The 25,998-nt window shown below is 62.4% G+C and carries 33 protein-coding genes; 7 read left to right on the top strand and 26 right to left on the bottom strand.

The features are described 5' to 3' along the window. The first annotated feature begins 276 nt into the window (after nucleotides 1–276). From QM672_RS07820 to QM672_RS07805, 4 genes are all read left to right on the top strand, one after another. Entirely contained in the window at nucleotides 277–606 is a 330-nt protein-coding gene (locus tag QM672_RS07820) for a hypothetical protein (RefSeq protein WP_311935428.1), read from the top strand. Nucleotides 607–649: 43 nt separating this feature from the next. Next, nucleotides 650–949 (top strand): membrane protein insertion efficiency factor YidD, encoded by a 300-nt coding sequence (yidD, locus tag QM672_RS07815; protein ID WP_415081749.1) that lies wholly within the window; start codon nucleotides 650–652, stop codon nucleotides 947–949. A 64-nt stretch (nucleotides 950–1,013) separates the two neighbouring features. Further along, nucleotides 1,014–2,966: a threonine--tRNA ligase gene (thrS, locus tag QM672_RS07810; RefSeq protein WP_415081747.1), complete on the top strand. Its 1,953-nt coding sequence runs from the start codon at nucleotides 1,014–1,016 to the stop codon at nucleotides 2,964–2,966. A gap of 72 nt (nucleotides 2,967–3,038) precedes the next feature. Further along, nucleotides 3,039–3,569, top strand: coding sequence for a metallophosphoesterase (locus tag QM672_RS07805; RefSeq protein ID WP_367623166.1), 531 nt, complete (start codon nucleotides 3,039–3,041; stop codon nucleotides 3,567–3,569). Nucleotides 3,570–3,612: 43 nt separating this feature from the next. Here QM672_RS07805 and QM672_RS07800 read toward each other — a convergent pair whose 3' ends face one another. Continuing rightward, a complete protein-coding gene (locus QM672_RS07800) occupies nucleotides 3,613–4,197 on the bottom strand; it encodes a TetR/AcrR family transcriptional regulator (protein WP_311935439.1) in 585 nt (194 codons plus the stop codon). A gap of 896 nt (nucleotides 4,198–5,093) precedes the next feature. Between QM672_RS07800 and QM672_RS07795 the strand changes: the two genes are divergently transcribed. Continuing rightward, nucleotides 5,094–5,531, top strand: a complete 438-nt coding sequence (locus QM672_RS07795; RefSeq protein WP_311935441.1) for a VOC family protein — start codon at nucleotides 5,094–5,096, stop codon at nucleotides 5,529–5,531. A gap of 368 nt (nucleotides 5,532–5,899) precedes the next feature. On the opposite strand, the gene QM672_RS07790 is transcribed toward QM672_RS07795, so the two are convergent. From QM672_RS07790 to QM672_RS07780, 3 genes are read right to left on the bottom strand one after another with little or no spacing between them, the layout of a single operon-like run. Beyond that, the gene (locus QM672_RS07790) at nucleotides 5,900–6,391 is read right to left on the bottom strand and encodes a hypothetical protein (RefSeq protein ID WP_415081744.1); all 492 of its coding nucleotides are present in this window, start codon (nucleotides 6,389–6,391) and stop codon (nucleotides 5,900–5,902) included. Beyond that, the gene (locus QM672_RS07785) at nucleotides 6,388–6,738 is read right to left on the bottom strand and encodes an STAS-like domain-containing protein (protein ID WP_415081742.1); all 351 of its coding nucleotides are present in this window, start codon (nucleotides 6,736–6,738) and stop codon (nucleotides 6,388–6,390) included. Before QM672_RS07785 ends, QM672_RS07790 begins: the two co-directional genes overlap by 4 nt. 3 nt (nucleotides 6,739–6,741) lie before the next feature. After that, nucleotides 6,742–7,251: a hypothetical protein gene (locus QM672_RS07780; protein WP_415081740.1), complete on the bottom strand. Its 510-nt coding sequence runs from the start codon at nucleotides 7,249–7,251 to the stop codon at nucleotides 6,742–6,744. 847 nt (nucleotides 7,252–8,098) lie between these two features. Between QM672_RS07780 and QM672_RS07775 the strand changes: the two genes are divergently transcribed. Beyond that, the gene (locus QM672_RS07775) at nucleotides 8,099–8,800 is read left to right on the top strand and encodes an SOS response-associated peptidase (RefSeq protein ID WP_415081738.1); all 702 of its coding nucleotides are present in this window, start codon (nucleotides 8,099–8,101) and stop codon (nucleotides 8,798–8,800) included. Nucleotides 8,801–8,813: 13 nt separating this feature from the next. Here the strand turns inward: QM672_RS07775 and QM672_RS07770 are convergent, their stop codons facing one another. The 14 genes from QM672_RS07770 to QM672_RS07705 all read right to left on the bottom strand — a co-directional run bounded on the left by QM672_RS07770 (nucleotide 8,814) and on the right by QM672_RS07705 (nucleotide 21,961). Further along, nucleotides 8,814–9,119, bottom strand: coding sequence for a hypothetical protein (locus QM672_RS07770; protein WP_415081737.1), 306 nt, complete (start codon nucleotides 9,117–9,119; stop codon nucleotides 8,814–8,816). Nucleotides 9,120–9,126: 7 nt separating this feature from the next. Next, the gene (locus tag QM672_RS07765; RefSeq protein WP_415081735.1) at nucleotides 9,127–9,417 is read right to left on the bottom strand and encodes a hypothetical protein; all 291 of its coding nucleotides are present in this window, start codon (nucleotides 9,415–9,417) and stop codon (nucleotides 9,127–9,129) included. A gap of 105 nt (nucleotides 9,418–9,522) precedes the next feature. Next, nucleotides 9,523–9,864 carry a hypothetical protein gene (locus tag QM672_RS07760; protein ID WP_415081733.1) on the bottom strand — a complete coding sequence of 114 codons (342 nt, stop codon included), beginning with the start codon at nucleotides 9,862–9,864 and terminating at the stop codon, nucleotides 9,523–9,525. Next, nucleotides 9,851–10,309 carry a hypothetical protein gene (locus tag QM672_RS07755; protein ID WP_415081731.1) on the bottom strand — a complete coding sequence of 153 codons (459 nt, stop codon included), beginning with the start codon at nucleotides 10,307–10,309 and terminating at the stop codon, nucleotides 9,851–9,853. The genes QM672_RS07760 and QM672_RS07755 overlap by 14 nt, the downstream gene beginning before the upstream one ends. Before the next feature lie 111 nt (nucleotides 10,310–10,420). Continuing rightward, nucleotides 10,421–10,696: a hypothetical protein gene (locus QM672_RS07750; RefSeq protein ID WP_415081729.1), complete on the bottom strand. Its 276-nt coding sequence runs from the start codon at nucleotides 10,694–10,696 to the stop codon at nucleotides 10,421–10,423. After that, a complete protein-coding gene (locus QM672_RS07745; RefSeq protein ID WP_415081727.1) occupies nucleotides 10,693–11,019 on the bottom strand; it encodes a hypothetical protein in 327 nt (108 codons plus the stop codon). Before QM672_RS07745 ends, QM672_RS07750 begins: the two co-directional genes overlap by 4 nt. Further along, on the bottom strand, nucleotides 11,016–11,960 hold the full coding sequence (locus QM672_RS07740; RefSeq protein ID WP_415081725.1) for a glycoside hydrolase family 19 protein: 945 nt from the start codon (nucleotides 11,958–11,960) through the stop codon (nucleotides 11,016–11,018). The genes QM672_RS07745 and QM672_RS07740 overlap by 4 nt, the downstream gene beginning before the upstream one ends. 66 nt (nucleotides 11,961–12,026) lie before the next feature. Continuing rightward, the gene (locus tag QM672_RS07735; protein WP_415081723.1) at nucleotides 12,027–12,833 is read right to left on the bottom strand and encodes a hypothetical protein; all 807 of its coding nucleotides are present in this window, start codon (nucleotides 12,831–12,833) and stop codon (nucleotides 12,027–12,029) included. Then, the gene (locus tag QM672_RS07730) at nucleotides 12,830–15,109 is read right to left on the bottom strand and encodes a hypothetical protein (protein ID WP_415081721.1); all 2,280 of its coding nucleotides are present in this window, start codon (nucleotides 15,107–15,109) and stop codon (nucleotides 12,830–12,832) included. The genes QM672_RS07735 and QM672_RS07730 overlap by 4 nt, the downstream gene beginning before the upstream one ends. Before the next feature lie 65 nt (nucleotides 15,110–15,174). Next, nucleotides 15,175–17,214, bottom strand: coding sequence for a hypothetical protein (locus QM672_RS07725; RefSeq protein ID WP_415081719.1), 2,040 nt, complete (start codon nucleotides 17,212–17,214; stop codon nucleotides 15,175–15,177). After that, complete coding sequence (locus tag QM672_RS07720) at nucleotides 17,214–17,597, bottom strand: DUF6950 family protein (RefSeq protein WP_415081717.1); 384 nt, start codon at nucleotides 17,595–17,597, stop codon at nucleotides 17,214–17,216. Before QM672_RS07720 ends, QM672_RS07725 begins: the two co-directional genes overlap by 1 nt. Before the next feature lie 17 nt (nucleotides 17,598–17,614). Beyond that, nucleotides 17,615–18,196 carry a hypothetical protein gene (locus QM672_RS07715; protein WP_415081715.1) on the bottom strand — a complete coding sequence of 194 codons (582 nt, stop codon included), beginning with the start codon at nucleotides 18,194–18,196 and terminating at the stop codon, nucleotides 17,615–17,617. After that, nucleotides 18,183–18,863 carry a hypothetical protein gene (locus tag QM672_RS07710; RefSeq protein ID WP_415081713.1) on the bottom strand — a complete coding sequence of 227 codons (681 nt, stop codon included), beginning with the start codon at nucleotides 18,861–18,863 and terminating at the stop codon, nucleotides 18,183–18,185. Before QM672_RS07710 ends, QM672_RS07715 begins: the two co-directional genes overlap by 14 nt. Further along, nucleotides 18,863–21,961, bottom strand: coding sequence for a tape measure protein (locus QM672_RS07705; protein ID WP_415081711.1), 3,099 nt, complete (start codon nucleotides 21,959–21,961; stop codon nucleotides 18,863–18,865). Before QM672_RS07705 ends, QM672_RS07710 begins: the two co-directional genes overlap by 1 nt. 12 nt (nucleotides 21,962–21,973) lie before the next feature. Between QM672_RS07705 and QM672_RS07700 the strand changes: the two genes are divergently transcribed. Continuing rightward, entirely contained in the window at nucleotides 21,974–22,624 is a 651-nt protein-coding gene (locus QM672_RS07700; RefSeq protein WP_415081709.1) for a hypothetical protein, read from the top strand. A 35-nt stretch (nucleotides 22,625–22,659) separates the two neighbouring features. Here QM672_RS07700 and QM672_RS07695 read toward each other — a convergent pair whose 3' ends face one another. The 8 genes from QM672_RS07695 to QM672_RS07660 all read right to left on the bottom strand — a co-directional run bounded on the left by QM672_RS07695 (nucleotide 22,660) and on the right by QM672_RS07660 (nucleotide 25,946). Continuing rightward, a complete protein-coding gene (locus tag QM672_RS07695) occupies nucleotides 22,660–22,806 on the bottom strand; it encodes a hypothetical protein (RefSeq protein ID WP_415081707.1) in 147 nt (48 codons plus the stop codon). Then, nucleotides 22,806–23,198, bottom strand: coding sequence for a gene transfer agent family protein (locus QM672_RS07690; protein ID WP_415081705.1), 393 nt, complete (start codon nucleotides 23,196–23,198; stop codon nucleotides 22,806–22,808). The genes QM672_RS07695 and QM672_RS07690 overlap by 1 nt, the downstream gene beginning before the upstream one ends. 25 nt (nucleotides 23,199–23,223) lie before the next feature. Next, complete coding sequence (locus QM672_RS07685) at nucleotides 23,224–23,685, bottom strand: phage tail tube protein (protein ID WP_415081703.1); 462 nt, start codon at nucleotides 23,683–23,685, stop codon at nucleotides 23,224–23,226. Between the two features lie 51 nt (nucleotides 23,686–23,736). Next, nucleotides 23,737–24,135, bottom strand: coding sequence for a DUF3168 domain-containing protein (locus QM672_RS07680; protein ID WP_415081701.1), 399 nt, complete (start codon nucleotides 24,133–24,135; stop codon nucleotides 23,737–23,739). After that, complete coding sequence (locus QM672_RS07675; protein WP_415081699.1) at nucleotides 24,128–24,592, bottom strand: HK97-gp10 family putative phage morphogenesis protein; 465 nt, start codon at nucleotides 24,590–24,592, stop codon at nucleotides 24,128–24,130. The genes QM672_RS07680 and QM672_RS07675 overlap by 8 nt, the downstream gene beginning before the upstream one ends. A 135-nt stretch (nucleotides 24,593–24,727) precedes the next feature. After that, nucleotides 24,728–25,090: a head-tail adaptor protein gene (locus tag QM672_RS07670; RefSeq protein ID WP_415081697.1), complete on the bottom strand. Its 363-nt coding sequence runs from the start codon at nucleotides 25,088–25,090 to the stop codon at nucleotides 24,728–24,730. Then, nucleotides 25,090–25,668 (bottom strand): head-tail connector protein, encoded by a 579-nt coding sequence (locus QM672_RS07665; protein WP_415081695.1) that lies wholly within the window; start codon nucleotides 25,666–25,668, stop codon nucleotides 25,090–25,092. The genes QM672_RS07670 and QM672_RS07665 overlap by 1 nt, the downstream gene beginning before the upstream one ends. A 2-nt stretch (nucleotides 25,669–25,670) precedes the next feature. Next, the gene (locus QM672_RS07660) at nucleotides 25,671–25,946 is read right to left on the bottom strand and encodes a hypothetical protein (protein WP_415081693.1); all 276 of its coding nucleotides are present in this window, start codon (nucleotides 25,944–25,946) and stop codon (nucleotides 25,671–25,673) included. Nucleotides 25,947–25,998: the final 52 nt, after the last annotated feature.

Genomic DNA, 25,998 nt, shown 5'->3' with positions numbered 1-25,998 from the left:
GATTTGGGCATTTTCCGGAGCAGCCAGGAAGCCCACGACCTCAGGATTCGCCCTGCCCCTTGCGAATTATGACGGAAAAGCCCCATTCTGCTCTTGAACTTGCCGGTTTTTCCGGAAATGAGCATCGTGTTCGGAACGTTTTACGATTTGGTGGAATCACCAAGAATCGCAAAGACGCCTTAGCCAATCCTTTGGATTGGCTTGAGAACAAGGAGTTAGAGTAAATAGTCGTTCACGCTTGAACGCGCTTTGCTCTAGGTAAAGACGGGGGCGCCCATGTTGAAACTGATCCTGCGGCGAAACGTCAAGTCGGGGTTGATCGGCGGCAAGAAGTTCGAGGTTCATAGTCGCATAGAGACGGACAAGGATCTCGTCGCCTTGTTCAAGGGCTATCCCGACGAACTGGTGCTCGCCTATAAATCCATCTGGGCGGACCGTAGTCTTTCCCTCAAGCGCAGCGAATTCCTGCGCGGAACCAAGTTCACCGTCACCTCCCTCAACGAACTCATCGAGCTGGAGGAAAGGCTGCAATCGGCCTTCGACCAGGTCCGGCGCATGATCGAGATCGTCGAGACCTTCCAGACCGACATCGCCCTCGAGCTTTGATTTCGATTCCGGCCGGAAGCTCTCACCCCTGTCGCATCTCGTCATGACCTGGCCCCGCACTGCCGCACATCTCGTCATCCGTACCTACCAGGTCACGTTGTCGGCCCTGATCGGGCGACAATGCCGCTATTTTCCGAGCTGCTCGGAATTTGCCGACGAGGCGATCGAGCGCCATGGCGTGTGGGCGGGCGGATGGATGGGCTTGTTTCGGATCTGCCGCTGCCATCCCTGGGGCGGATCGGGCCTCGATCCCGTGCCGGAACGATTGCCCGCCGACGCGAGCTGGTATAGACCGTGGCGCTATGGCCGCCGACGGCCTTTTACCTGCGATGAGGGGCAGTAGCCTCTCCTATATCACCTGAAATCGCTTACCTGCTTGGTTGGCAGGAGTGAGCCTGGAGAAAACTATGCCTGTTTTGACTTTTCCCGATGGCAATCAGCGTTCCTACGATGCCGGCGTGACCGGCAAGGCCGTTGCCGAGGGCATCTCCAAATCCCTCGCCAAGAAATCCATCGCCATGAAGCTCGACGGGGTGCTGACCGACCTCGCGGAGGAGATCGGTCGCGATGCCCGCATCGAGATCGTCACCCGCGAGAGCCCGGAAGCCCTGGAGCTGATCCGGCACGATGCAGCCCATGTCATGGCCGAGGCCGTGCAGTCGCTCTGGCCCGACACTCAGGTCACCATCGGCCCGGTGATCGAGAACGGCTTCTATTACGACTTCTATCGCGCCGAACCTTTCTCTTCGGAAGACTTTCCGAAGATCGAAGCGAAGATGCGTGAGATCATCGCCCGCAACGCTCCCTTCACCCGCGAGATATGGAGCCGTGACAAGGCCAGGCAGGTCTTCGCCGACAAGGGCGAGAAGTTCAAGGTCGAGCTGGTCGAGGCGATCCCCGTCGACCAGGATCTGAAGATCTACTACCAGGACAACTGGTTCGATCTCTGCCGTGGCCCGCATATGGTCTCGACCGGCCAGATCGGCACCGCCTTCAAGCTGATGAAGGTGGCCGGCGCCTATTGGCGCGGCGACAGCAACAATCCGATGCTGACCCGCATCTATGCCACCGCCTGGCGCAACCAGGAGGAGCTCGACCTCTATCTCAAGCAGATCGAGGAAGCCGAGAAGCGCGACCATCGCCGCCTCGGACGCGAGATGGACCTGTTCCATTTCCAGGAGGAAGGCCCGGGCGTGGTGTTCTGGCACGGCAAGGGCTGGACGATATTCCAGGAGCTGATCGCCTATATGCGCCGGCGCCTGAAGGCCGACTACAAGGAGGTCAACGCGCCTCAGCTGCTCGACAAGCATCTGTGGGAGATCTCCGGCCATTGGGGCTGGTATCGCGAGAACATGTTCATGGCCAAGTCCGCCGGCGACGAGACCGAGGACGAACGCGTCTTCGCCATCAAGCCGATGAACTGCCCGGGCCATCTGCTGATCTTCAAGCACGGCCTGAAGTCCTATCGCGACTTGCCGATGCGCCTGGCCGAGTTCGGCGCCGTGCATCGCTATGAGCCCTCGGGCGCCCTGCACGGCCTGATGCGCGTGCGCGGCTTTACCCAGGACGATGCCCATATCTTCTGCACCGACGAGCAGATGGCGGCCGAGTGCCTGAAGATCAACGATCTCATCCTGTCGACCTATGCCGATTTCGGCTTCGACGAGATCGTGGTCAAGCTCTCCACCCGGCCGGAGAAGCGCGTCGGATCCGACGAGCTCTGGGATCGCGCCGAAGAGGTGATGATGCGGGTGCTCGAGCAGATCGAGGAGCAGTCGGGCGGGCGCATCAAGACCGGCATCAACCCTGGCGAAGGCGCCTTCTACGGCCCGAAATTCGAATACACCCTGAAGGACGCCATCGGCCGTGACTGGCAGTGCGGTACCACGCAGGTCGACTTCAACCTGCCGGAGCGCTTCGGCGCCTTCTTCGTGGATTCGGACGGCGAGAAGAAGACACCGGTGATGATCCACCGCGCCATCTGCGGCTCGATGGAACGCTTCCTCGGCATCCTGATCGAGAACCATGCCGGGCATTTCCCGCTCTGGCTGGCGCCCGAGCAGGTCATGGTGTGCACGATCACCTCGGACGCCGACGATTATGCCCAGGAGGTCGTCGCGGCCCTCAGGGCGGCGGGGCTACGCGCGGAGATCGATCTGCGCAACGAGAAGATCAACTACAAGGTGCGCGAGCATTCCCTCGCCAAGACCCCGGTGATCTTCGCCCTCGGCAAGAAGGAAGGTGCGGAACGCACCGTCTCGATCCGCCGCCTTGGCTCGCAGGCCCAGTCGGTGCTGCCGCTCGACAAGGCAATCGCCGAACTGGTCAAGGAAGCGACCCCGCCGGATCTGCGGCGCTAGACCGGAGGGAGACCTCCTCTCCCATGCAATGGGCGTCGGCCTGCCGGCCGGCGCCTCGGAACAGGCCATGCCGTGAGCAAGCTCTTCTTCACCGCCGACACCCATTTCGGCCATGAATCGATCATCCGCCTGTGCAAGCGCCCCTTCGACAGCGTCGAGGCGATGGATGAGGCCTTGATCGCGCGCTGGAACGGCAAGGTTGCCCCGAACGACGTGGTCTATCACATCGGCGATTTCAGCTTTCGCGCGGGCAAGCCGGCCGAGACCTATCTGGAACGCCTCAACGGCCAGATCCATCTCATCCTCGGCAATCATGACGACCAGGCCAAGCTCGAGTCGACCGGGCGCCTGCGTTCGATCACCGAGATCAAGGAATTGCGCTGGAAAGGCCAGACGATCGTGATGTGCCATTACCCGATGCGCGAATGGCCGGGGGCCTGGCGTGGCGCCTGGCATCTGTTCGGGCATGTGCATGGCCGCCTCGACGGCGAGCCCTTCGGCTACAGCCTCGATGTCGGCGTGGACAGCCACAGCTACGCCCCTCTCGCGGCAGAGGAAGTCGCCACGCTGATGGACGGGCGTCAGCAGATCTTCGGGACCTGACGTCTATAGGACGGCGGTGGAAGGGCTGCGCAGTCGATCCGGATTACTCGGCGGCAACCTTGGCCGCAGGCTCGTTTCGCACGGCCAGCCCCGCCAGCACCATGTCGAAGATCTTGTCGACATAGGCCGCATCGGGCGGCGTCACGGTGGTATGAAAACGCTGGAAGATCGGCGACATGATCAGATCGAGCACGGTATCCGGATCGACATCGTCGCGGATCTGCTTCTTGTGCATGGCCGAGATCACGAAGGCCCGGGCGATTTCCTGGCGGCGCTTCATGACGATCTCGCTGAAGCGCTCCCGGAACGGACGCTCGAACTGCGCCTCCGCCAGCAGGGCCCTGGAGGCGCCTTCCATCATCGGATCGTTGAGATATTCAGCCAGGCGGCGCACATAGTTGCGGAAATTCACCATGGGCTCGCCGCCGGCGACCATGGGCGGCAGCACCTCGGTGCAACGGGCAAGATAGGCGTCGAGCAGGAGATCGGCCTTGCTGTCATACCAGCGATAGATGGTCTGCTTGCCCACCCCGGCGAGAGCCGCGATGCGTTCGACCGAGATATCGCGATAGGGAGCGCGTTCGAGCAATTCGGCCGCTGCATGCAAAATCGCCTTATGCGTTTCCATGCAGCGCGGTCTTCCGACGGGTCGTGCCGCCTGCTGCGCAATGGCCACCGACAACTCCTATAAATGTCAAGAATATAATCTAGACGTAATGTCTCATATATAAACGCATTTCTGCTTGTTTTCAATCAACCTGACCTTGCATGGCTGCTTCGCCTCCCGTGTCGACGGCTGGAAATTAGCAAAACGGCAGCCTGGAACGGCCAAGGCCCGGGATTGTCCGTTCGTGATCGGCTCGGAAGGCACAGTCCCCCACCTCACGAAAATTTCAAGACGCCCCGTTTCATATCTCTTGCATTTAGAGACGAGGCGTCTTATAAACATCGACATGGATGGTACGGCAATCGTTTCATTGGATTGCGGACTTTCCACGGTAAGTGTTCAAGCGTATCGTCAGTTTGGTAACGATTGTTAGCACGTAAGAGTAGATGAAGGCGCGTTTGCGCCGTTCGATATTGCATAGTTTGATTTCTATTCGGGCGCCGCACCTCCCCAACAGGTGCGGCGCTTTGTTTTTGTCATCCCTTCCTCTCGACAACCACACAGGACGATACTTATCGCTTGCCGGGCGGTAACAATGTACTCGTGCTTTCCCGACCGAAATCCGGCGGGGTCTGCAGACTCGATCCGATCCGTTTTCCCGGATGGAAATCTGTCGGCGCCTGTCTCGATTGAAAACGGGCCGGGCTATATTTAGCCATCTAAGGCTCCCGGCGCGAATGAGGCTGCTCGCTAGCGGCGCAGTGACGGGCACGTCATCGCCCCCGGGCGCCCGATGCGATCGGTCGCGACTGAAATGCTCCATCAGGTTCGAGATACCAGGCTGCGCCGAGCACCGCCCCCTCGCCCACGCAGTTTTAAGCGTTTACGGCCTGGACGACCCCTTGTAGATTGGACACATGGCACTCAAGCGCATGGACAATGTCGGGATCGTCGTCGATGACCTCGCAGGGGCGATCGATTTCTTTCGCGAGCTCGGCCTCGAGTTCGAAGGGCAGGCCACGATCGAAGGCGAATGGGCCGGACGGGTCACCGGGCTCGGCGATCAGCGCGTCGAGATTGCCATGATGCGCACGCCGGACGGCCACAGCCGGCTCGAACTATCCCGCTTCCTCACGCCGCCTGTCGTCGCCGATCACCGCAACGCCCCGGTGAACGCTCTAGGTTATCTGCGCGCCATGTTCACCGTTGATGACATCGACGACACGCTTGAAAGGCTCCGTCGACGCGGCGCGCAACTCGTAGGCGACGTCGTCCGATATAAGGACGTGTATCGACTCTGCTACATCCGCGGGCCTGGCGGGCTGCTCATCGGCCTTGCCCAGGAACTCGGCTGACGACACCGACAAGAGTGCCCTTCGCCCCATCCACCTTTGAGCCTTGCCACGACTTGCCGGGCGACGGATCGCAAGTCACCGCCACCGAAGAGCTCATTCCGAAGGTGGCGTCGGATCACCCTGCGCCAGAACGAAATTCCTCCGCCAGCCGCACAACGGCAGAGTCCGAACAATTGAAACTGAGGGGGAGGATGGTGCCGGTTGCGGGACTTGAACTCGCGACCTACCGCTTACAAGTCGCTTGTCTATTGAGCAATTTCAAAGGCCGTTCCGACAAACCGGTGTGGAAAGCCCTCTTGAAACTGCTATGGTTTTCGCCCATGTCGGAATACTAAACTTCTCGTTTAGCACCGAGCTCGCCCCTTTGATCAGGCCTTGGTATGGGCACGCATTCGGGCTGTGCGAATAGCAGCTATATAGCTTAGAGCTGCATGATGAACATCGCTGGCACGCTGGACATCGACTGCCCTGTTGTGCACGCCGAACTCACCACCGGTTGTAACTCGAATGAACCCCTGGGCAGCGCTTACAATGGAGGGATCATTAAGTTCGATGATACCGCTTGCGATTGCTACGCGCATGCGCTCAATCAGCATTATTCGGGTCTGAACTTTGACCGCCAATGGCTTCACTGCAGGATCGTCGGCCGCCATCTGCCAATATTCCGATGCGAGATCAGATGCCGCTCTGATGTCGGCGCACAGATCATCGGTACGCTTTTCCAAATAGTCTGCTGCGATCCGCGGCTTATTGACGATCTTGATAGTGATGAACGTCGCAGCAGCCGTCGTGGCAACCCATTTTGCCAAATCGAAAAGAGCATACAGCCAGAGGGGAAAGTCCTCGGCAGGAGCAGTCAATGGCGCGCTCTGCGAAATTCGTCGTCCATGTACTGGCGAGCATCGGCGACAAAGGGTGCGTAGATTGGGTCACTCGCCTGGAGTTCCAGAGACGCCCTTAGAATCTCATATGGAAATACCTGGCTTCGCACTAGCCCGCCAAAGGCCTCCTCCAAGAAGGAAGAGGAGTAACTATCAGCCCCATCGAAATTGACAATCACTTTGGTGTGCTGGCCGATTGCGCTTCGGATGGCCGGAATCAAAAAGTCATCCCTGAAGCGCTGACCGTTGAATGGGCCGTCGGCCATCGTGCGTCCAGCAGGCGTGGACGAATAATCGCCAGAGATCGAGATCACTTCAACGGACATCCTCTAAACCTCCGATGCATCGAAAGACGCCTGGAGCTCTACGAAAGTTCCGAACAGGGGAACCGTGTGGTTCTTTATCGCAACTTTGCCATCTGCGCTATAGACACATTCACCGCAGCGGCTGATGATCCGAAGCTGGCCTTCAACGCACTTCAACATTGCCTCTCGGATCTTGTTCAAACCAAGGCCTCGGTGAGCTAGCTGTGTCGAGGTCGCCCCGATTTTCATCGCCGCATCTATAGTTTGCCCGTCATATGTGGTGGCGTCCGGCGAAAATTGCACCTTGTAGTCACGAGCGAAAACCCTTGCCACATCCATTGCGCCCCAGATCTTCGGGAGCGACGCCGGAATCGTAATGCCTTGATCATAAATAGCGAGTGTGACTTGGCGCTTAACAGGGTCCGCCGCGCCGAGCATCCACCAGCGAGAAACGCGACGCCAGCCCCCAGGCCAATGGTCAGGGTAAGCATGTCCCAAAACGTTCTCAACCGCATCGCTCAGAGCGCTACTCAAACGAAGCCGGAGCTCCGTACTCCCGCCTATCGTTTCAAATAGCGCCTTAATCGACTTCACGCCCGTCGGCCAATCACTGCGACCGCCTGACACCATTCGCTCTACGATTAACGCATCGGGAGGGGGAGGCGCTTGGTATGGCGGAAGCTGAAGAAGTTCGAAAAATCCCAGCCTAGAGAGCACACTGGCAACATGTGGATCCCAGCGATGCACATCTACCGTGGATGGAGGATTGCCCGAGAGGCGTCCAATACGATCATATTCCGAAGCCAGCACGAGCGCCGCCCCGGCCGATATGCCTCGTAGGGAGGAGTAGTCAGTAAAGGACTTGATCCATCCGATGCGGCCTCGCCGTCTCGATTTGGGGGACTTTAGCGCTCCAGTTACGGGATGCCTCGCACGCATTCGCAGATCGTGCATAAAGCGAATCGTCTCATTGGAGGCGGTCGAGAGGCAAAGGATTGGGGGCATATCCGTGTGACTGATGACACGCACTCGTTGCCATCCATCCCGGGAACCAAGAACAACAACTTGATACCTACCCGGCATGCGGCGACAACGTTCTCGCGCCGCCCTCCTCAGCAGCCATTTATGGTAGCGCACAGTAAGTTTCTTCAAGATCGAGGCGCCACGGCTATAGCTTCAGGAGTATTTGGCCAGAGAATTCAAGATACAGATGCCCTACCCCGCATCAATGCCATGAATCGACTCACGAACGTCTTGTTAAGCTGGAGAGAACACGTATTTCAAGTCTAGGGATTATGACCTGGGAACAAAACCGCTTGAATGTCACGGCAGCGTCACGAAGAGCTATCCGAAGTTCACTAGCGCGATATGGAGATGAAGCATGTGCGGTCGCGTACACCAATCCGGGCCCGAGCTGCCCGGCATTTTCTCCGAAATGGGCGCCACCGAAGAGACGATCGCCGCAGCCTGGCGCGCTCACCACAATGGATCGCCGCGGCAATTCCTGTGGGTGATACGCCGCCAGCCTGGCCTGGAGCGGTACGTCCATGACCTCTTGCAATGGGGCTTGCTGCCATCCTGGGTGAAAGATCCCAGCGACTGGCCCTATCCGATCAACGCGCGCGGCGAGGATCTCACGGCCAAGCCGAGCTTCCGAGGCGCGTATAAGAGCCGGCGCTGCCTGATCCCGGTCGATGCCTTCTTCGAGTGGATGAAGATTCTCGAGGATGGCAAGCCGATCAAGAAGGGCACGAAAAAACAGCCCTACGCCATCGCCATGAAGGATCGCTCGAAGTTCGCCCTCGGCGGTCTTTGGGAAAGCTGGACCGATAAGGCCACCCAGGAAATTCGGCGCACCTTCACGATCGTCACTTGCGAGCCGAACAGCCTGGTCGGCCAGATCCATGACCGCATGCCGCTCATACTTCACCAGAAGGACTATGACCGCTGGCTCGCCAATATCGAGCCGGACCCGCGCGACCTGATCGTGCCCTTCCCGGCCGAGCTGATGGACATGTGGCCAATCTCCACCAAGGTGAATTCGCCGGCCTATAATGAGCCGGATATTCTCGACCCGATCTGATCGCGGCCGCCCATCAATCGCGGCCGCGCGAGACGAGCGTTCGCCCGACGAACTCGACGGCCAGGCGCTCATAATGCAGCTTATTGGGCCCAGGCCTCGACAGGCTGAACTCGATATCGCGATCAGACCTGCCGGCCTCGCGGCAGGCCTGACAAAAGAAGCGCCCCGCAAAATCAGCCACGTGCTGCGTCGGCGTATCGCCCCGGCTGTCCATCAGGCTGGCGCTGCCCTCCCTGCCGCAATGCAGGCAACGGTAATGCAGGAACAGCCATTTCTGCCGGTCCAGGCCGCCCCGCGTCTGGGCAAGATCGCTGTCCATCGCCGCCTCAATGCGCCTTCCCGGCCTCGCCGGAGCGAAACTCCTTCACCGCCTTGCCGATCGCGCGCATGACATCCGGCGTCGGATAGGGCCGCATCTTGATCGCGTCGCCAGTCGGATCCTTGGCCGGGCCATCCGACAGCACCGGCAGGATGCAGAATTCGCCCTCGCCGATCAGGCCGGCATGGTCGGCACCGACGCCGAAGCGATAAGCCGGGAAAGACCGGTTGAGGAAGTCTTCCAGCTGCTCGCGGCATGACTTCACCTGGCCGTGCCGGAGCACGATGAGGAAATCCATGTCCATTTTCGCTGTCTCGGCTTGCATCGCTCGTTCTCCGTTCTCTATGAGAACAAAAAATGAACGAATTGGGGCTAGGCGTCAAGATGGCGATGTCGGCCCACCTCAGTCCTCACCAGTGCCGGCGTCTGGCGGCTTGCCCTGGCGGGTGCGGCGGGCCTGCATGCGCTCCAGCCGCTCCAACATGCGAGCCTCCCGCTCACGCTCCTCGCGCGCTTCGGCCGCCTCTTCCATCAGCTTGCGCATGGCTCTGACATCGTCGCGGATCTCCGTGATCGGGCGGATGTCGGCGACGCTGGCCCGCTCGATTACCATCTGCTTGGCTGGTTCCGGCTCCCGACTCGCACGCTGCAGATAGGTCCACGCCCCTTTCGCAAGAGCTGCGGCGATCGCCCCTACGAAGGTTGCCAGCCAGAGAACCCAAGGCGGCAGTTCAGGCACTTCCATTTCGATACCCCCGCTCAATATCGCCAGCCTCCTCGGCCACCTTCATGAATAGGAACAACTCACCCCAGGTCAGCCCCACGAAGGTCACCAGGCCGAGCCGGGATTGCTCCGCCTGCAAGAGGCCGATGGCGATGCTGGCCCAGCACAGGGCCGACAGGGCGGCCAGGATGCAACGGACGAGAGGCGAATAGCGCCGGAACAGCTCGAAAGTGCCGTTAAGTGTCAGCGCCACGAAACGAAGCATGGCGATGACGGCGAAGGCGGCCACCCAGAAGCCGTCGAAGGCAAGCGAGCGCATGAACATATAGGCCGGGGAGAGCTGGAACGTCGCATCCGACTGGGAGATGGCATAGGACGCCCCGAACAGCATGCCGGTATGCAGCCACTCCCAGAAACGGGACTGGAAGTGCTTTCCGGCGCCAGAGATGACGCGCGCGACAATCATGGCCAGCACCTCGCCGCCTGGCCCCGCGCATAGTGATAGGTCAAGCGCTCATTGCCGGCCGGCGTGGTGGCGGTCACACCCCGAAGATCGTCGGTGATGACCCCGCAGGGCCTATTGACCGGGACCGACGCACAGGCCTGTAGCAGCGTCGCGCCGGCCACCAAGAGCAAAGCAACGGCGAGCATCCTGCTCTGCCCGATCTGCCTTCGAGAGATTCGCATCGTTCGCCCTTTCGATCTTGGTGGTGGCGTCGCTGGCGCCCTGGTTGATGAAGTGCTGGCGAAAATAGAGGGCTGCCACGATCGCCAGGACGATGCCCGCCATGGTCAGCCAGCCCTTGGGGGAGATCTCGTTGCGGAGGGACAGAAGCCAGAGGAGAAAGGTCATCTGTAGCTACTCCCTAGATCATGCTCGAGCAGTCGAAGGGCTTCATTCGCCTTGTTGATATCGCGAGGCATACCGACCATGGCCCATGCCACTTGCACGCGCGGGCCATGGCGCGTGCTGTGAAACACGACGAACTCTCGGCCACATAGGCGCCGCCGCTCGCCGGGCTTTGGGTGGCGCCACTGGAAGCTGTGCAACTGGGCGCCGAAACCGGACATGAACGTGTAGAACCGACCGGAGAGCCAATAGAAACGCTGGTCGAAGAATGGCGCGGCGAGGCCGCGACCGCTCCCGAACAGTCGGAAATCGAGCCACTGGATCATACCCCCTGCTCCTTCGCCAGGCGGTGGCGCAGATAGATCGTGGCGATCCCGATTCCGATGAGGATGACGCCGAGGAACACCATCATCGGCGGTGACGGCAGCCAGGCGGCGAGGCCTTGCGAGCCCTCCTTGATGGTGGTGACGGTATCGACAGTCTGGCTGGCCGTGTCGCGGATCGTTGTCACGGTGGAATTGATGCTCTGCACCGTGGCCTGCGTCGCCACCACGGCGCCGCCTGCCGCCGTGGCGGCGCCGGCCCAATGCACCGGTTCTTTTGCAGCGGCAGGCGGGGGCGGCTCAGGAGCCGGGATAATATCCGCCATGTCCGAATTCGCATCAGGCTCGATCGAGGCCAGCAGCGCAGCATGGAAGCGCTTGGAGTTAGTCGCCACCTCATCGGCGTGATCCATGCCGTTGACGACGCGTCGGGCCTGCTGCCAGTTCGTGACGGTGTTGAAGTAGTCGCCCAGCTTCTTGCCGGTGAAGATGCCCTCCATCATACCGATGACGGCAATCTGTGCGCCGATGACGGGATCGAGCGCCAAATCGAAGTTGGCGAGAAGCTTGCCATTGAGGCCCAGCCGCTTATCCATCTTCTCGTAATTGTAATCCCAGGTGTTCTGGATCGGCCCGCGCCCATAGGCCACCTGGCCGCCGTACTTGGTCGGCTTGGCGTATTTGTAGCCTTGCCGCTTCACATAGGCCCGGGCCTCGGCATCGGTCTTCGTGAAGCCCTCGCGAACGGGCGTCATCAGGCCGCCGGTCTCGCGCTGGACCTGGCCAAGGATGTTGGCGAGCTTGCGCAAGTCGCCGTCACCGTATTGGTCGAAGGCGGCGAGCAAGGCATTCACGCCGGCAACTTGGTCGGCGGTCAGCTTCTTGTCGGCGCCACCGATCAGCGGGCGGATGGCCCTGAATAGGGCCGCGTCATCTCGTTTCATGAAAGGCTCCGGACAAAGAAAAACCGCCTCGAGGGCGGCGGACAGACGGTTGGAAGGAGGAAGCGATCAGCCCCGGCCGCGCGCCGTCGCAATGGCAGCCGCGCTCGTGACCCACATGTCGATCTCGTCGTCGCCAAGCGCGACGCTATAGGTCGACAGACTTTCATAGGTCGCGCTACCGCCATCCATGGAGCCGAGCATCGAGCCGAGCGTCAGCTGCTGGCTGGTGACGTGCTGTCCGTCGGGGCCGAGGATCTCGTTGATCGGCCAGTATTCGGAGAACTGCGACACCAGCCCGCCCCGGCGCGTCTCCAGCGTCACATTCCAGTTTTCATCGGCCCGGACCACGAAGATGCCGAACTTACCGTATTGCAGAGCCTGCGGGTTCGGCGTGTTGGTCCAGGCCCCGTTCTGCGCGCCGTTCTTCGTGCGCTGCAGGCCGGCATAGAACAGGTCTGCCGCCCCTGGGTTGGCGCCGAGCGCGGTGAAGGCATGGAAGCCGCGCACGCCGAAGGTGCCCACCTTGAGATATTGCAAAGCCGGATTGCCGGCGACGGGCGCGGCGATGGTGCTGGCGAACAGGATGGTCCAGGGCGGCGTGACGTCGACGTTCGGGCCGAGGAGCGTCCGGACACCCTGAAGAAACAGGCCGCCATTGGCCGCAAGCTGGGCGGTGCCGGCCGCATTGTCGACAGGGAAGCGCTGGCCCGAGATGCTGTCCAGGAGCCCGGCGCCGATCGCGGCATCGGTAAACCCAAAATGATGAGTGATGCCGCGTGCCGGGAAGCCATCCGAGGTGCGTGGAATGAGCCGCGGGCCTTTGGCGCCAGGCGGCGGGGCGATGCCGAGATTCATGACGAGGGTGCTGGTCATGTGATGATAGCCTCCGAGAATTGGCAGCAATAGTTGTTGAGGGGGTAGTACTGGCCCTGCCGCGTGCCGTAGCTGGGATCGGTGAAGGTGTAGACGGAGAGGGCGGGGTCGCTGTCGCGCAGGTTGCCCCACGGCCGGTCACGTAGGAATTGCGTCAGGCTGGCATCGGCCACCATCGTGTTGGTGTAGTCGGTCGCGGTCTTCTCGCCGCGCAGCACGGTGACGCCGCCTTCGAGGTAGGCGGCGCGGACAACCAGCGTCGAGGCGTTGGCGCTGTACTGGATGAACTTGAAGCAGCCTTCGCGCAGATAGCGGGCCGTCAGGGCGCTCATATCGGCCGACAGTTTCACCTCGACCGTCGCAACCCCATAGCCATTGGCCGGCCCATCGCGAACGGCCGTCACCGTGCACAGGCCCTTGTCGGCCCATTGCGAGAGCCCGTACTGCACCAGGGCTTGCGACCCCGCCGCCACGGGCGTCGCGGCATCGAGCGTCAGCGTCACCTCGTCGGCAGCCGTGAGAGCTACGGCGGTCACGGTCTTCTCGCTGCCGACGGCTGTGGGCGTGCCGGCGAAGACATGGAAGCCCTGGCTGGGCGCCGTCGGTAGATGGTAATCCTCGAATGCCAGCGGGGTATAAGGCACCCAGAACTTCATGCGGATATGCGTGTCATCCACCCGGGTGACGCTGCGGATCTTGAGCGGCGTCCAGCGCCGCCCCTCCTGCATTACGCGCCGCATGACCTTGCCGCGCTGCTCGCCGCGCCAGCGCACGCCATCGGCCGACATATGCACTGTGGCGCCATGGGTACCGTTGGCATAGGTGCTGTTCATGGCCGAGGGCACGTAATAATGCGGGCCGACCATGATGATGTCTTCGTCTGTGACGGTCGCATCGACTTGCGCGCCCGCCACGGCAGCACCCATGGGCATGGCGAGGCCGCCATTCACCTGCTCGATGAACATCGGCACAACCTGGTCGGGCTGGCCGGTGTTGTCGCGAATGGCCTGCTGCCATTTCTGCCGCGCCGTGACGATATCGGCCGCGAAGGTCGCTCGCATCGCGGCATAGGTCAGCACCGCGCCGTTTGGGCTGATCTTGCCGTTTCCGGCCTCGTTCTCGCCATTGGTGAGGTGAAGGGCGCCGACGGCATAGTCATAGCCGAGATTGGCGGCCGACTGCTTTGCCCGCTTCAGGTCGTCGATGAAGGTGACCCACTGCCCTTCATTGTTGACGTCGCGCCAATCGATCTCGCTGAGATAGCGCGAGCCGATCGTCGGCCCCGAGAACAGATGGCAGGGCGCGGTATCCTTCAAGTTGGACGTCGAATAACGGCCACCCGCATTGGCCGATTTGAGCTGCGCGGCGATGCCCGACGACACCCTCTCGCCCGTATTGGCCTGTTCGATCTGCTGCTGGAGCGGAACAAGCTCGAACTGGCTGGCAGGGCGCCCGGCCGGGTTGGTGGCATAGGGCCCGTTCCAGGCGAAGGTCATCTCGCCGCCCGAGAACATCAGCGAATGATAGCGCTCCGAACTGGTCACCACCGGGATTGCGTCGGCGCCGATGCCGTTGGACTGCCCGAGGAGCAGATGATGGGTGATCGTCGCTGCGCTCGCAGCCGACATCAGCCAGCCCCGCAGTTTCAAGCGGGAACCGTCGCGAGGCACACCGAGCCCGAGCAGGCCGTCCGCGAAGGTAACGGCATAGGCAAGGTCGCTCTCGCCGGCCATTTCGAGTTCGCCGGGAACGACGAAGCGGCCGCTTACGGTGACGCCGAACTGCATCACGCCGTTGTTGTAGACCGAGGCGAAGACCAGATCCTCGCCGCCATAGCGGCCGCCGTCGACCGTGTACCAGAGCGGCATGGTTGCGAGCTTGGCCGAGACCTGGCCGACGCTGACTTCCAGCGCATCGATCTCTGAGCGCATCTGATAATTGCCGAGCGGCGACAGATATTGCCAGTTCCCGGTTCCGGGTGCCCCGACCTTGCGGTAGACGCCGTTCAGATTGGGATCGGGATCGTTCCACACCTCCGCACCGACATTCTCGGCCGGCGAGAGATCGGCGTAGAGCTCGGCTCGCGTGGCATAGGTGAGCTTGCCGGAGATCTGCCCGGCCTTGAGCGCCGACAATTCGGTACCCAGGGCGTCGGCGACGGCACGTCCCTCGGCCTTGTCAGGCTCGTTGACGCCGCTCGACGGAACGCCGGGCGTGCGGAAATCCCGCAGCCAGGCCTTCATGAGCTCCGGCGCGGTGAAGGCAGAATCGGCCATGGAAAACCTCATCAAAAAAACCGGCTCGAAGCCGGGTCGGGTCGATTTGAGTGTGGGGTGGGCGATCAGAAAATCGCGGGGACGCGGGCGCTCTCGACGCCGGAGCCATTGATGGCGGCAACCCAGAAATAGTGATCGGTGGTGGCGGACAGGCTCGCCGTCTCATAGGACCCGGCCTGCGACGCGGCGCCGTAGACCGTGGCCATGACAGTGGCAGATGCCGCGTTGTCGGCGGTGGCGTGATAGACCCTGACCGCGCGGAAATTGGCGCTGTTCGGGCCGGTCCAGCGAATGGTGTAGCCATTGGGCTGCGGACCGGTCTCGCCGGTCACGCCAGTCGGTTCGGCCGGTGCATCGGGATCGGCGGTGGCGAGGATGTTCTCGACCAGCACCCAATCCGATGGCGTACCGCCGGAACCGACCAGGCGCACGCGCACATCATAGAGCGCGCCATCCTGCAGCGGCGCGGCCTCCGCGCGAACAGCCCCACCCGAGACCGCGACGGGCGTCCACTCATCGGCATCGGCCAAGGATATCTCGACAGCGCCGCGTGCATTGCCGGCATTGGCAGGAACAGTCCACGTCACCAGGATCGTCGCCGCATAGGTGCCGGCCGTGATCTCGCGCCGGCCGCCCGTCACCACAACATTCTGGGGCGGCGGCAGGTCGGTCGAGTTCGGCTCGATCGGCACGGTTGGCGGCGTACCCTCCTCGGTCGCCGGATCGAAGTCATAGATCGAGCCGTCGAAGGAGAGCACCTCCATGGTCACGGTCATGGTGTTGTCGTCGAGTGACCATGACTGCACCTCGAAGGTGTCATCGATATCGAGATCGGCAACCTGCAGGCGGATGAAGCGCTCATCCTTGGCCTTCATGCCATAGAGGTTGGTTCGAACCGTGCCCTGCCAGCGGGGCGACTTGCGATGCCAGGCGATCTTGGCGATGCGACGGGCATGGTTATGGTTCTGGATCTCGTAACATTCCAGCGTCGCCGTCTTGGTCTGCCCGCTTGCCGAGATATCGGCCTCGTCGCGCCAGGGCTGCGCCGTGGCCTGGGCATAGCGGCCGAGCTCGTTCTCATATTGGATGACGATCTCGTTTGATTGCTGGAGCGGCCCTGAACTGTCCTTGAGTTCATAGGAAACCAGCACGCCATCGGGGATGGTGACGTCGGGCGCGCGCCAGACGCCGACGGAAAAGCCGATCTTGCCTGAGCCCTTGATGATCAACCGCCCATCGGTCGCCCGGATCAGGCGGGCGATAATATCCTGCGGATCGTCGGTCAGCGCATAGGAAAGCGCGCCGTGATAGCGGGCAACCGTGCCGCCGCTTGTCGTCGGCAGCACGCTGTCGCTGTCGGCAGCGGCCTGCTTGAAATCCTCATCGTCCATATAGGCGGCAGGGATCTGCAGCCCATCGCGATGGGTGAGGTAGTCGCGCATGATCAGCGCCAGATTGTTCGACCACTTCGTTTCCCCCGTTCGCGGATCGTAAATGATCGCCCATCGACCCGTCGCCCGCAGCACCGGAAACTTGTTGGGATAGGCGATGTTGACCACTTCCGGATCGACATTGCGGGCCACCAGTTCGACGGCGATGCAGCCCTTGCCCTGGTGCGCCGGGGTCCACAGGTCAGGATAGATCGACATGGTGCGGGGAAAGGCCGCCTGATCTTCCGTACCGAGCCTGTAAACGATCGTCATCAGCCCGGCGCCCCGGAAGCCGACGGGCGTTTCACCTTGGAGCGTGCAGACGCGATCGTCGATATCCCAGGCCTCGATAGCGTCGGCCGGTCCCTCGCCGAGATAGATGATCTGGATCAGGCCGTTATACCAGCTCTCGATCATCGCCAAAGTGCCGCCGATGCGGCGGCGGCCATAATGCTTCATGCGGGGCGGCACCGATTGCCGCACCACCGACTGCACGTCAGAAGGCTTCTTCGTCTTGGGCTGGTTGAGCAGCTGCAGGGCATAGGAAGCGCCGAGCGACAGGCCGAGGCCGATGACGGAGGAAACCACAGTGCCGATCGTGGTGAGCGCGCCGGTGGTCGTGACCAGGCCGGGCACGCCCATTGCCGCGATCAGGCCGACAATGGCTGCGGGCATTAGATGCTCCAGGCCGCCACAACGCGGCAATTCGAGATGATGCAGAGCCCGTCATGGGCCTTGACGGCCCAGCGGCGGGACGGTGTGCGGATGGCGCCCCACCAGCGGCTGTCGAGACGAATGACGGCGAAGTCCCCTGGCCTGTCGCCTGTCGAGCGTGCCGCCCCGGCCTCGGCCGCAATCCGGCGCATGAGGCGGGGCAGATGGCCGTGGGCGGCCAGCAGGGCGGCGCATCCGGCTTCGTCAACGTAAGCGCCGCGCAGCCAGGGCGCCGGGTCGGCGCCGTGGTTCAATTGCCACCAATCGGCGATGGCGAGGGAACAATCGCACTCTCCCCACCGGAAGGGCCGGCGGGCCAGGTTGTTCAGGAATGTCAGGAGCATGTCTGGCGCGTCGTTGCCTAGAAAGCCGGAAACCGGATGAGGTGAGACTCGATCCCCATGGTGCGCTCCGCGAACCGGTCGCCAGGGTGGCGGGTCTGCTGGTCGCGGTCGGTCAGGAAGGAATTGCGCGGCCGGCGCTTGCCGGCGAAGGGCGTCTCAGCCGAGATCGTCAACGTCCGCACCCACCCATCGCCCTGGCCCGCCGATTCGCGCGCCACGGTAAGCGACATCATCTGCGCCCAAGCGATGGCCCAGGGCTCGTCGAGCAAGCTCCAATCGTCATGAAAGAATTGCGCGAAGACGATCACCGGCCGGTAGAGATATTCGTCGGCTTCCGCCTTGGCCTTGGTGATGAAGTCGGGGTCGATGCCGGACACCGAGAGCCGCATTTCCGGCGCTGCCCCGTTGATGGCCTGTTCCAGCCCCTCGACCGAGCCCAGGCCGCCGAGGCCGTTCCAGTTGCGGCCATCCTTGGTCGTGAGGGGGCCGACGCCATTGTGCAGGCCGATCGGCTTCGACTTGAAATCGAACCACACCAGCGTGGCGCGCCGCACGGTAATGCCCCGCAGCTGGGCCTCGATCGCCTCAGAAAATTCCATCGAAGGCCTCCTCGAGCTCGATCGTTGGCGAGGCGCGGCGGTTCATGTCGAGCGATAGTTGCCCGGTGTCGGCCTTCGACAGCCGCATCACTGCCCGGGGCCGGGCGAATTCGACCTCGGCGCCAGCCTCGGCCGCAGCACGGGCGGGCGGCAGGAAACTGAAACTGGCACGCCCCTCCTGCACATCCGGCACCGAGGTGATGATGTGAAGATGGTTGTCGATCGAAAAATACATGCCGCGGCGCAGCTCGCCCGCCTGCAGGATGTTGACCTCGAGCCGCGTTGAACCGGCCGTGATCGGCGCAGCGATCTCAATAGCGATACCGCTCTGCTGGAAACCGGCTCCGTCATCGAAATAGGATTGGTCGGAAAACGGGATATGCCGCCGCGGCCAGCCAGGAGGGCGCGGCACTCGCCCGCACTCGCAAGGGCCGATCAGAACGCGGCCAAGACCACCCTCGAGCGCCGCCACCAGGGCACGGAGCTCCAGGATGCGATCGGACGTGTTCACAAGGATATCGCCAAGCGTCGCGATCCAATAGCCCGCCGATGGCGCGCCCTTCTGCGAGCGGCCGCTGAAGGTAGACGGTCCCTGCTGGATCATCGGCTTGAGAAACCACATCGGCGTGCGGGGCACCAGAATGGTAGGCCAGGTCTCGATCGCCATCACGCGGACCGCCACTGGTTGGCTTGGCTGTAGCGCAGACCCTTGTCATAGGCCGCGATACCCTGCCCGACGCCCCGGCGAACGATACGCTCGATCGTGGCATCGCCATTGGCGCCGGCAAGGTCGATCTTCAGATTGAGGTCGCCGGCCTTCACGGGGCGGGCGCTCTGCCTGGGAAGATCCGACATGCGCGGCTGCGATAGCGCCGCCATGCCGACCGGGCCGCCATTGGCGAAGCCCGGCAGGCCGCGCCGCATCGCATCGACGATGGCCGGGCCGCCGTGGCGCCTGACGTCTGCTTGCGACCAGACGACTTCGCCCTTATGCACCACGCCGGCGGGCGTCTTCCTGCCGCCCGGGCCGGTATAGCCGCCATCATCGAACGAATCGGCGGAAAGCAGGCCATTCGCACCGATGCTTACGCCGCCGCCGCCGAAGAGCCCGCCAAGCGCGCCGAAGAGGCCGCCGCCACCGCCGAACAGGCCGGCAAGCGGCCCCTGCCCCATCAGCGAGGCCTGCAGCATCATGCGCAGCAGCATCTTGAGCATATCCTGCAAGGCTTCCTTGGCGCTCTTCGAGCCGTCGAGGATGCCGGCCAGGGCATCCACGGACATGTCGCCGAGTTCCTGATAAAGGTTCTTCAGGCTCTCGACCTGCTTCTTGTGCTGGTCGCCGCTGACCGCCGTGCTGGCGTAACTGCGCGCCTCTTCCTCCAGCTTGCGCCGGAATTCATCCGTGATCGGGATGCCCTTGGCCTTGGCGTCGTTGAGCTGCTCGGCCATTTTGGCGTTATAGGCCACCTGGTAGGAATTCTGCGTCAAGGCCTCGCTGTTGCGCTGCAGATCCGCCGTGTCCTCCTTCGTCTTGTCGAGGATTTCCTGGCCGGCCTTCTGCTTCTTGGCCGTATCCTCGGCGGCGGCCATGGTGGCATAGGTCTTTGCCTCATCCTCCAGCTTGCGCCGCAGTTCGTCCGTGATCGGGATTTCCTTGGCCTTGGCATCCTTGAGCTGCTCGGCCATCTTCGCATTATAGGCCTTCTGATAGGCATTTTGCGTCAGGGCCTCGGTATTGCGCTTGATCTCCGCAGTGTCTTCCTTCGTCTTGTCGAGGATGTCATTGGTCGATTTTTGTGTCTTCTCTTCCGGCGTCAGGTCACCGGCGGCGATGCGCCCGGCATTCATCTTGCGGGAGGCCCAGGCGATGACCTCATCGACCGTCTTGCCTTGCAGGATGCTCTTGTTGGCATTGACCTGGTCGGCCCCGATCACCCGGTTGACCGGCGTACCCTTGTCGGCGAGCAGCACGGCCCTGGCGCCGGCGCTACCAAGAAAATGCGCGAGATAGCGGGTCGTGTCGTTGATGGCGATGCCGAACTGCTTGAGATAATCCTCGTTTTCGATGGTGAGCTTTTCGGCGGCCTGCTTCGACAGGCTGGGGTCGTACCGCATTTTCAGGACGTCGGGCCGCGACATGCCCGCGATCTGGTCGGCAAAATACTTCTTCATGATCCGCATCCACGTGCCCTCCGTGAACTGGGCAATGCCCGCGGCCGTGGAAGTCTCTGCCTGGGCGTTCGCCCTGCCACCGCTTTCGACATGGTACATGCGGTTCAGATAATCCGAGCGGGTGCCGGAGGTGCCCTCATCGGCCAGGCGCCGCGCTTCCTGGGCATTGTATTGCCGGGTCGCCTCGGCGGTCGCATAGCTCTGCATTGCCGTCTCGGAGAGCTTGCTGCCCGCCTTCTTCAGGGCCTCGACCAGTTTGTCGGCCGCGGCAGCGATCTTCTTGTCGCGATCGCTCATATCGATGCCCGCCGCGCGGTCGGCCTTGTCGATCACGGCCTTGTCGGCGGCGCTAGGCACCGTAGAGTCCTGCTCGCGCTTCTGGGCAGCGGCCTCCTTGGCATCCTGCGTGATCTTCTCCTGCACCTTCGCAGCCTGCTCCATGGTGGCAAGGATGGGCTTCCACATATCCAACTGGCGCTGCAGGAACCGGATTTCGTCATCGTCGCCGCCCCGCGCCTGGCGATTCTTGAGCTTCAATTCGAGGCTGTCGACCATGCCCTGCGCCTTCTGCAGGTCATCGACCAAGGTCGGGCTGAAACTCTTGCGTGACCAGGCGTCATAGGCGTTCGCCGCGTCGTTGATGGCCCTGGCGACGCCGGTCATGGCATTGGAGAGGCCAGACGCCACGCCCGTGCCTTGACCCATCGTGGCCAGAGCATGGGTGATGCTGGTGTCGAGATCGGTCCATGCCTGGGACAGCGAGGGAACGGCATCCCTCGCCATGTCGTCGATCGCCGGCTTGGCGGCGACGAGCGCCTTGAAAACCCGCTGCGAGGTCAACCCGCCTTCGGCCGCGAAACTGCGCAACTGGTCGGTCGCAATGCCGAACTCGGCGGCAATGGCCTTGATCAGCGGCGAGGAGGTGCCGAGGCTCTCGATCAGGGAGTTGAATTCGTCGCCGCGCAACACGCCGCTGCCGAGAGCCTGGCCGAGCTGCACGATGGCCCCTTCGGCCTGCTGGCCGCTGACCCCCGCCAGGCTCAAGGCCTTGGCGACGGCTTCCGTCGCGTCCGCCGCTTGCTGGTTGGAGCCCCCGAACGCCTTGGCGGCGTTGATCATCTTGGCGTAGAGATCGGCCGTCGCCGCCAGGCTGGCATGGGAGCGCAGGGCCATCTCGGCGACGCGGCTCTGTTCCTCGGCGAGATCCTTGGAGGCGACGCCCGCCGTCTTCAAGCGGTTGCCGACCTGGTTCCAGCTGTCGCCAGCAGAAATCACTTTTTCCGCCATCACGGCCGCTGCGGCACCCGCCGCCGCGATCGCTCCGCCTGCAACCAAGGCGCCACGGCTGATGCCGCCCAGGCTCGAGGCCATGCCGCTGAACGATCGCTCCATGCCGGACGTCTTGAAGCCTTCCGCCAGCGCCTTGTTACCGCGCGCCATATTGGAATCGATTTTCGACGAAAGCTGGCTGAAACGCTGCTCCATGGCGCGCGTCTTGCGGTCGGTGTCCGCCGCAGACTTGGCCAGGGCGTTTTCGTATTTCTTTGTGCTGGCCTCAAGGGTAACGATGAGGCGTTCAACATCCGTTGCCATTAGGGAAGTTCCATGTCTCGATTAGTCACGGCCTTGATTGCGGGCATGCTCGTCACGGCTTCACAGAACGCGAGCGCGGAGAAGATCGGAAATTGGGAAACAATGTTTGCCCAAGGCATCTATGAAGTTACGAACACCAATAAAAATGGTGATCAACTTATAATAAGCTGCGGTCATGTCTCACCGGGGGATCAAAACGCGCACATAATTGTTGTTTACAAGAACTTAGAACCATCAGGTTACGGAATTTCTTATACCGTCGACGGTGAAATCTTTCTGGCAATACGTTTAGGCGATAATGATTTCGTAGTTTCTGAGCCCGAATTCGCAGATAGGCTCAAGAAGCTGCAGAAAGCTATAATGAAAGGCCGGACACTCACCGCGACCGTTGAAGGATACCCGGCCGTTACCTTTGACCTGCAGGGAGCTAAGCGAGCTTTAGGTGATGTTTGCGAGCCCCAGGTTCCAGTCGATATTGCGAAGGAAGAGACGCCGCCTTCGTCGCCAAAGAACGCTGCCGACTTGGAAATCAAAAGGAAGATAACCTCCCTATGCCGCGAACGCTGGACGAATGAGAAAGGCGAAACTGACTGGGTGATGTTGAACCATTGTACCCAAGCCCAGACCAAGGCCTATAACGATACTCATCCATCGCAAGAATAGCGACAAGTGACCGCAATCTAAGCCGGATCAAATACCTAAATCATGCTGGCAGCGGCCTCGAAGTCATCCTCCGTCATGGTCGAAACGCCCTGCTCGCCGGTCTTCGCCGCAACGAAGGCTGACCAAGCGCAATTATATTGCCACAGGCTCATGGCCCCGACCTCGGCCGGGGTGAAGCCCATTACGGCGCCGGCTCCGTAGAATTCGGAGAAGCGGAGCTTTCCGTTTCGTCGGGGCGCGGCCTCCGCTTGCGTGCCCGACGTGATTTTTTTGGCTGATCATCCTCAACGCCCCAAAGGGCCGCCGCGAGGATGGCCCGGGCCGGCATCAGGCTTTCCATTAGCGGCCGGGCATCGACATAGCGCCGCACCAGGCCGAGCGCCTTGACGGGCTCGCATCCGCCACCGATCAGGCCGAGGCGGATGGTCTCCCGAAGATCGCCGGCCCGCCAGCTTCCATTATTCAGGCGCTCGAACAGGGCGAGAGGGCCGCAATCGGCCCTCTCTTGCAGCTCCTCGATCTGGCCGAGCCGAAGGGCAAACGGATAGGTTCCGTCCGCCCAATCGAAGGACACTTCGCAATCCATGGATCACCCGCGATCAGGCGGCGATCAGGATGTCGGACGGTACCAGCTCGCCGGTTCCTTCCAGATCGACGGTGACCTGGAACTTCTCGCCGCGCTGCGCCTGGATCTGCACCTTGATATGAGCCTGGCCGGCGAAGCGAAGATCCGGCGTGGCAACATCGGCGCCGCCGCCCTTGATCTCGAAGTGGATATTCACCGGGGCCGAGGAGAAGGTCGCCTTGCGATAGAGCGGCCAGCTTTCCTTGGCCAGAACGCCCTGGAACTGCATGGTCCACGACATGGTGGTGACGTCTTTCTCCGACCACACCGCAGCGTCCGGATCGTCGCAATCGGGCACCGTCGTGTCGTTGGTGGCCTTGTCGATGGTGACATTGGCCTGGTTGAACCCGCAAGGCGCGACGAAGACTTCGGGTGTGGCGCCGTCACCGATCAGCAGGCGGCCCTTGCCATAGGAAAACGTAGTCGGACGAGCCATGACGGCCTCCTTTAAAAAGCCGGCCCGGCCGGCGTTGCGAAATGGATGAGATCAGTGCGCGTCGATCAGGGCGCGGAAGGTGATCACGGCGTGGCTGGTGACGCCGTCGGGATCGTCCATCACAGTGGTGCTGCGATGCTCGATCAGATGGAAATGCCAGTTTGCGCCGAGGTCGAGTTCGGCCTCATGCAGGCTGGAGCGGACCTCGCTTGCGATCCGCTTCGCCTCGACCCGGCCGACGGCACGCGACCAGACATGCAGGGTGAGGAAGACCTCGACACCGTCGACGCAATCGGCGCTGTCGTCGACCGTCTGGCTTTCGCCCAGGCCGATATAGGGGAACACCACGGCCTGCGGCGGCCGGTCATAGACCCGGCCGGAAACCGAGGGGCAATCGGCCTGGAGACGGGGATAGATCGCGCCCTGTAGGGCGAGGGAAGGATCAGCCATTCGACCCCTCCTTTATGGCCTTGGACGCGGCGCGGGAGACGCGGGATTTCGCCCGCTTCCGGAGCGCTCGATAGGCGGGATAGAAGAAGGGTTGAGCCGGCGTGCCCGGGTTTTCCGCTCCCTCGAACATCCCGCCCGCCGGATGAGGGGCGGTGCCGAACTCGACGAATGCCGCGTAATACGCATCCTTGTCGCCCGCATAGATTACCGCCGTGAGATCGGGATCGCCGCCCTGCCCGCCCCCGACGCCCCGCACATTGGCGTTGTCGGGCACATGGCCGCCAAAGCTGTAGCCGATACTATTGGCAAGGGCTCCCGTCCGCTTCGGCGCCAGGCGCTTCTGCAGCGCGACGATCTCCTCAGCGCTCTGCTCCAGGGCCTTGCGCATCGCCGCGCGGGGCTTGCCCTGGATCTTGGCCAGCTTCTTCAGCAGCCTGTCGCGGTTTTGCATGGCCATCGGCGAGAACTCCGGCCGCGCGAGCGGCGTCAGCATGGGCGCGAGGGATGAGAAGGGAGTGGCCGGCCTTGTAGGCGACGCAGACGCGCTGAGACGGCCGATAGTCGAAATCGGCGAGGAAGACGACGCGCGGCATCAGACCGCCACTCCCATTTCGAGATCGAACTCGATCTCGGCGTTGTCGGTGCGCGGCCGCGCCGCGCGGATCTGCGCGACCTGGCCCTTGTAGGGACCGGCGACGAACACCGCCCGATCGGCTTCCGTGACCGCCGTCGTCAGGCTGTCGCGCAGCACGGTGATTACGGCCCGCTGGCTGGCCTGGGGCCGCCCGGCCTCGACCGGCTCCGCCCCGAACCGCGGCGGCAGCAACAGCCCGCACCAGCGCGAGCCGAGGTCGAGCGGATCTTCCCAGCCCTGCGTGACGTTGCCGTACCCATCGTCATGCGCCACTTGGCGCTCGAAACGGATGCGGTGATTTCTCTTGCCGGCGCCGAGCATCAGACCGTCCAGACCCGATAGGGAGAAAGGAGATTCGAGACGGCGAACGGCAGCTCGGCCTGGTCGCTCTTGCCGACGGCCTCACGCGCGGCATACCACTGCCCGACGAGGAGCATCACGGCCTGCCGGATCGGTGCCGGGATCTCCGAATAGCCCGCCGTGAAGCGGACGCGCACAGTTTCCGGACCGTCGAGCGTGACCGGCCAGGACTTGCCCGGCGCCGGCCGGAGTTCGGTATCGGCGAAGCGGTAATCAGCCGGCGCGAGCGTCTGCTCATTGCCGGCCTGGTCGAGATAGATCACCGCCGTGACGGCCGCGACCGGGCGCAGCGGCAGGGACAGCCACGGCACCCGGTAGCCGCCGAGACGCTGGCAGAAGCCGGCGAAGCGGGCCTCGAAACCCTGCCCGCGCACGGCGCGGCCGAGCCAGCCCTCAGGCGCATCGATCCAGACGAATGCCGCCTCGATCAGCCCGCCGATATAGGCGTCATCCTCGGTATGCTCGACGCGAAGATGCCTCTTCGCCTCGTCAACCGTGATGCCCGGCTCCGTTGCCGGCGTCACGACGGAAAGCCGCATGATCAGGCTCCGGCCTTCTTGTTCTTCGGAGCGGAAGGCTCGGCCTTGTTATCGGGATCAGTCTCGGCCTTGTTCAGGCCTTCACCTTCCTGCTTGCCTCCGCCCTCGCCACCGTCTCCGCCGTCGCCCGCCCCGCCGGCCTCCGTCTCGATGACCTCCTCGAGGCAGTTGAGCCGAACCAGATGGGCAGCATCCAACTTCGAAAGCTCACGGATAGCGCCAATGGCGAAGCTTTCCGAACCGGCATCCAAAGGCCGGAGGACTTTGTATTTCGGCATTTGTCGTCTCCTATGAAAACGGCGGGCACCATTGCCCGCCGCTCAAGTTCAA

The sequence above is a fragment of the Labrys sp. (in: a-proteobacteria) genome (genome assembly GCF_047605565.1).
GTDB lineage: Bacteria > Pseudomonadota > Alphaproteobacteria > Rhizobiales > Labraceae > Labrys > Labrys neptuniae.
This window is presented reverse-complemented; position numbering and strand designations above follow the sequence as displayed.

Bases quoted from the DNA above. Each gene is read 5' to 3' on its own strand.
- QM672_RS07745 (WP_415081727.1), bottom strand. From the start codon at position 11,019: ATGATCCAGTGGCTCGATTTCCGACTGTTCGGGAGCGGTCGCGGCCTC.
- QM672_RS07795 (WP_311935441.1), top strand. From the start codon at position 5,094: ATGGCACTCAAGCGCATGGACAATGTCGGGATCGTCGTCGATGACCTC.
- QM672_RS07755 (WP_415081731.1), bottom strand. From the start codon at position 10,309: ATGATTGTCGCGCGCGTCATCTCTGGCGCCGGAAAGCACTTCCAGTCC.
- QM672_RS07710 (WP_415081713.1), bottom strand. From the start codon at position 18,863: ATGGCGATCGAGACCTGGCCTACCATTCTGGTGCCCCGCACGCCGATG.
- QM672_RS07775 (WP_415081738.1), top strand. From the start codon at position 8,099: ATGTGCGGTCGCGTACACCAATCCGGGCCCGAGCTGCCCGGCATTTTC.
- QM672_RS07670 (WP_415081697.1), bottom strand. From the start codon at position 25,090: ATGCTCGGCGCCGGCAAGAGAAATCACCGCATCCGTTTCGAGCGCCAA.
- QM672_RS07715 (WP_415081715.1), bottom strand. From the start codon at position 18,196: ATGGAATTTTCTGAGGCGATCGAGGCCCAGCTGCGGGGCATTACCGTG.
- QM672_RS07750 (WP_415081729.1), bottom strand. From the start codon at position 10,696: ATGACCTTTCTCCTCTGGCTTCTGTCCCTCCGCAACGAGATCTCCCCC.
- QM672_RS07770 (WP_415081737.1), bottom strand. From the start codon at position 9,119: ATGGACAGCGATCTTGCCCAGACGCGGGGCGGCCTGGACCGGCAGAAA.
- QM672_RS07695 (WP_415081707.1), bottom strand. From the start codon at position 22,806: ATGGGCTTCACCCCGGCCGAGGTCGGGGCCATGAGCCTGTGGCAATAT.
- QM672_RS07720 (WP_415081717.1), bottom strand. From the start codon at position 17,597: ATGCTCCTGACATTCCTGAACAACCTGGCCCGCCGGCCCTTCCGGTGG.
- thrS (WP_415081747.1), top strand. From the start codon at position 1,014: ATGCCTGTTTTGACTTTTCCCGATGGCAATCAGCGTTCCTACGATGCC.
- QM672_RS07725 (WP_415081719.1), bottom strand. From the start codon at position 17,214: ATGCCCGCAGCCATTGTCGGCCTGATCGCGGCAATGGGCGTGCCCGGC.
- QM672_RS07820 (WP_311935428.1), top strand. From the start codon at position 277: ATGTTGAAACTGATCCTGCGGCGAAACGTCAAGTCGGGGTTGATCGGC.
- QM672_RS07735 (WP_415081723.1), bottom strand. From the start codon at position 12,833: ATGACCAGCACCCTCGTCATGAATCTCGGCATCGCCCCGCCGCCTGGC.
- QM672_RS07685 (WP_415081703.1), bottom strand. From the start codon at position 23,685: ATGGCTCGTCCGACTACGTTTTCCTATGGCAAGGGCCGCCTGCTGATC.
- QM672_RS07765 (WP_415081735.1), bottom strand. From the start codon at position 9,417: ATGGATTTCCTCATCGTGCTCCGGCACGGCCAGGTGAAGTCATGCCGC.
- QM672_RS07675 (WP_415081699.1), bottom strand. From the start codon at position 24,592: ATGGCCATGCAAAACCGCGACAGGCTGCTGAAGAAGCTGGCCAAGATC.
- QM672_RS07680 (WP_415081701.1), bottom strand. From the start codon at position 24,135: ATGGCTGATCCTTCCCTCGCCCTACAGGGCGCGATCTATCCCCGTCTC.
- QM672_RS07740 (WP_415081725.1), bottom strand. From the start codon at position 11,960: ATGAAACGAGATGACGCGGCCCTATTCAGGGCCATCCGCCCGCTGATC.
- QM672_RS07660 (WP_415081693.1), bottom strand. From the start codon at position 25,946: ATGCCGAAATACAAAGTCCTCCGGCCTTTGGATGCCGGTTCGGAAAGC.
- QM672_RS07800 (WP_311935439.1), bottom strand. From the start codon at position 4,197: ATGGAAACGCATAAGGCGATTTTGCATGCAGCGGCCGAATTGCTCGAA.
- QM672_RS07785 (WP_415081742.1), bottom strand. From the start codon at position 6,738: ATGTCCGTTGAAGTGATCTCGATCTCTGGCGATTATTCGTCCACGCCT.
- QM672_RS07730 (WP_415081721.1), bottom strand. From the start codon at position 15,109: ATGGCCGATTCTGCCTTCACCGCGCCGGAGCTCATGAAGGCCTGGCTG.
- QM672_RS07700 (WP_415081709.1), top strand. From the start codon at position 21,974: ATGTCTCGATTAGTCACGGCCTTGATTGCGGGCATGCTCGTCACGGCT.
- QM672_RS07665 (WP_415081695.1), bottom strand. From the start codon at position 25,668: ATGCGGCTTTCCGTCGTGACGCCGGCAACGGAGCCGGGCATCACGGTT.
- QM672_RS07760 (WP_415081733.1), bottom strand. From the start codon at position 9,864: ATGGAAGTGCCTGAACTGCCGCCTTGGGTTCTCTGGCTGGCAACCTTC.
- yidD (WP_415081749.1), top strand. From the start codon at position 650: ATGACCTGGCCCCGCACTGCCGCACATCTCGTCATCCGTACCTACCAG.
- QM672_RS07705 (WP_415081711.1), bottom strand. From the start codon at position 21,961: ATGGCAACGGATGTTGAACGCCTCATCGTTACCCTTGAGGCCAGCACA.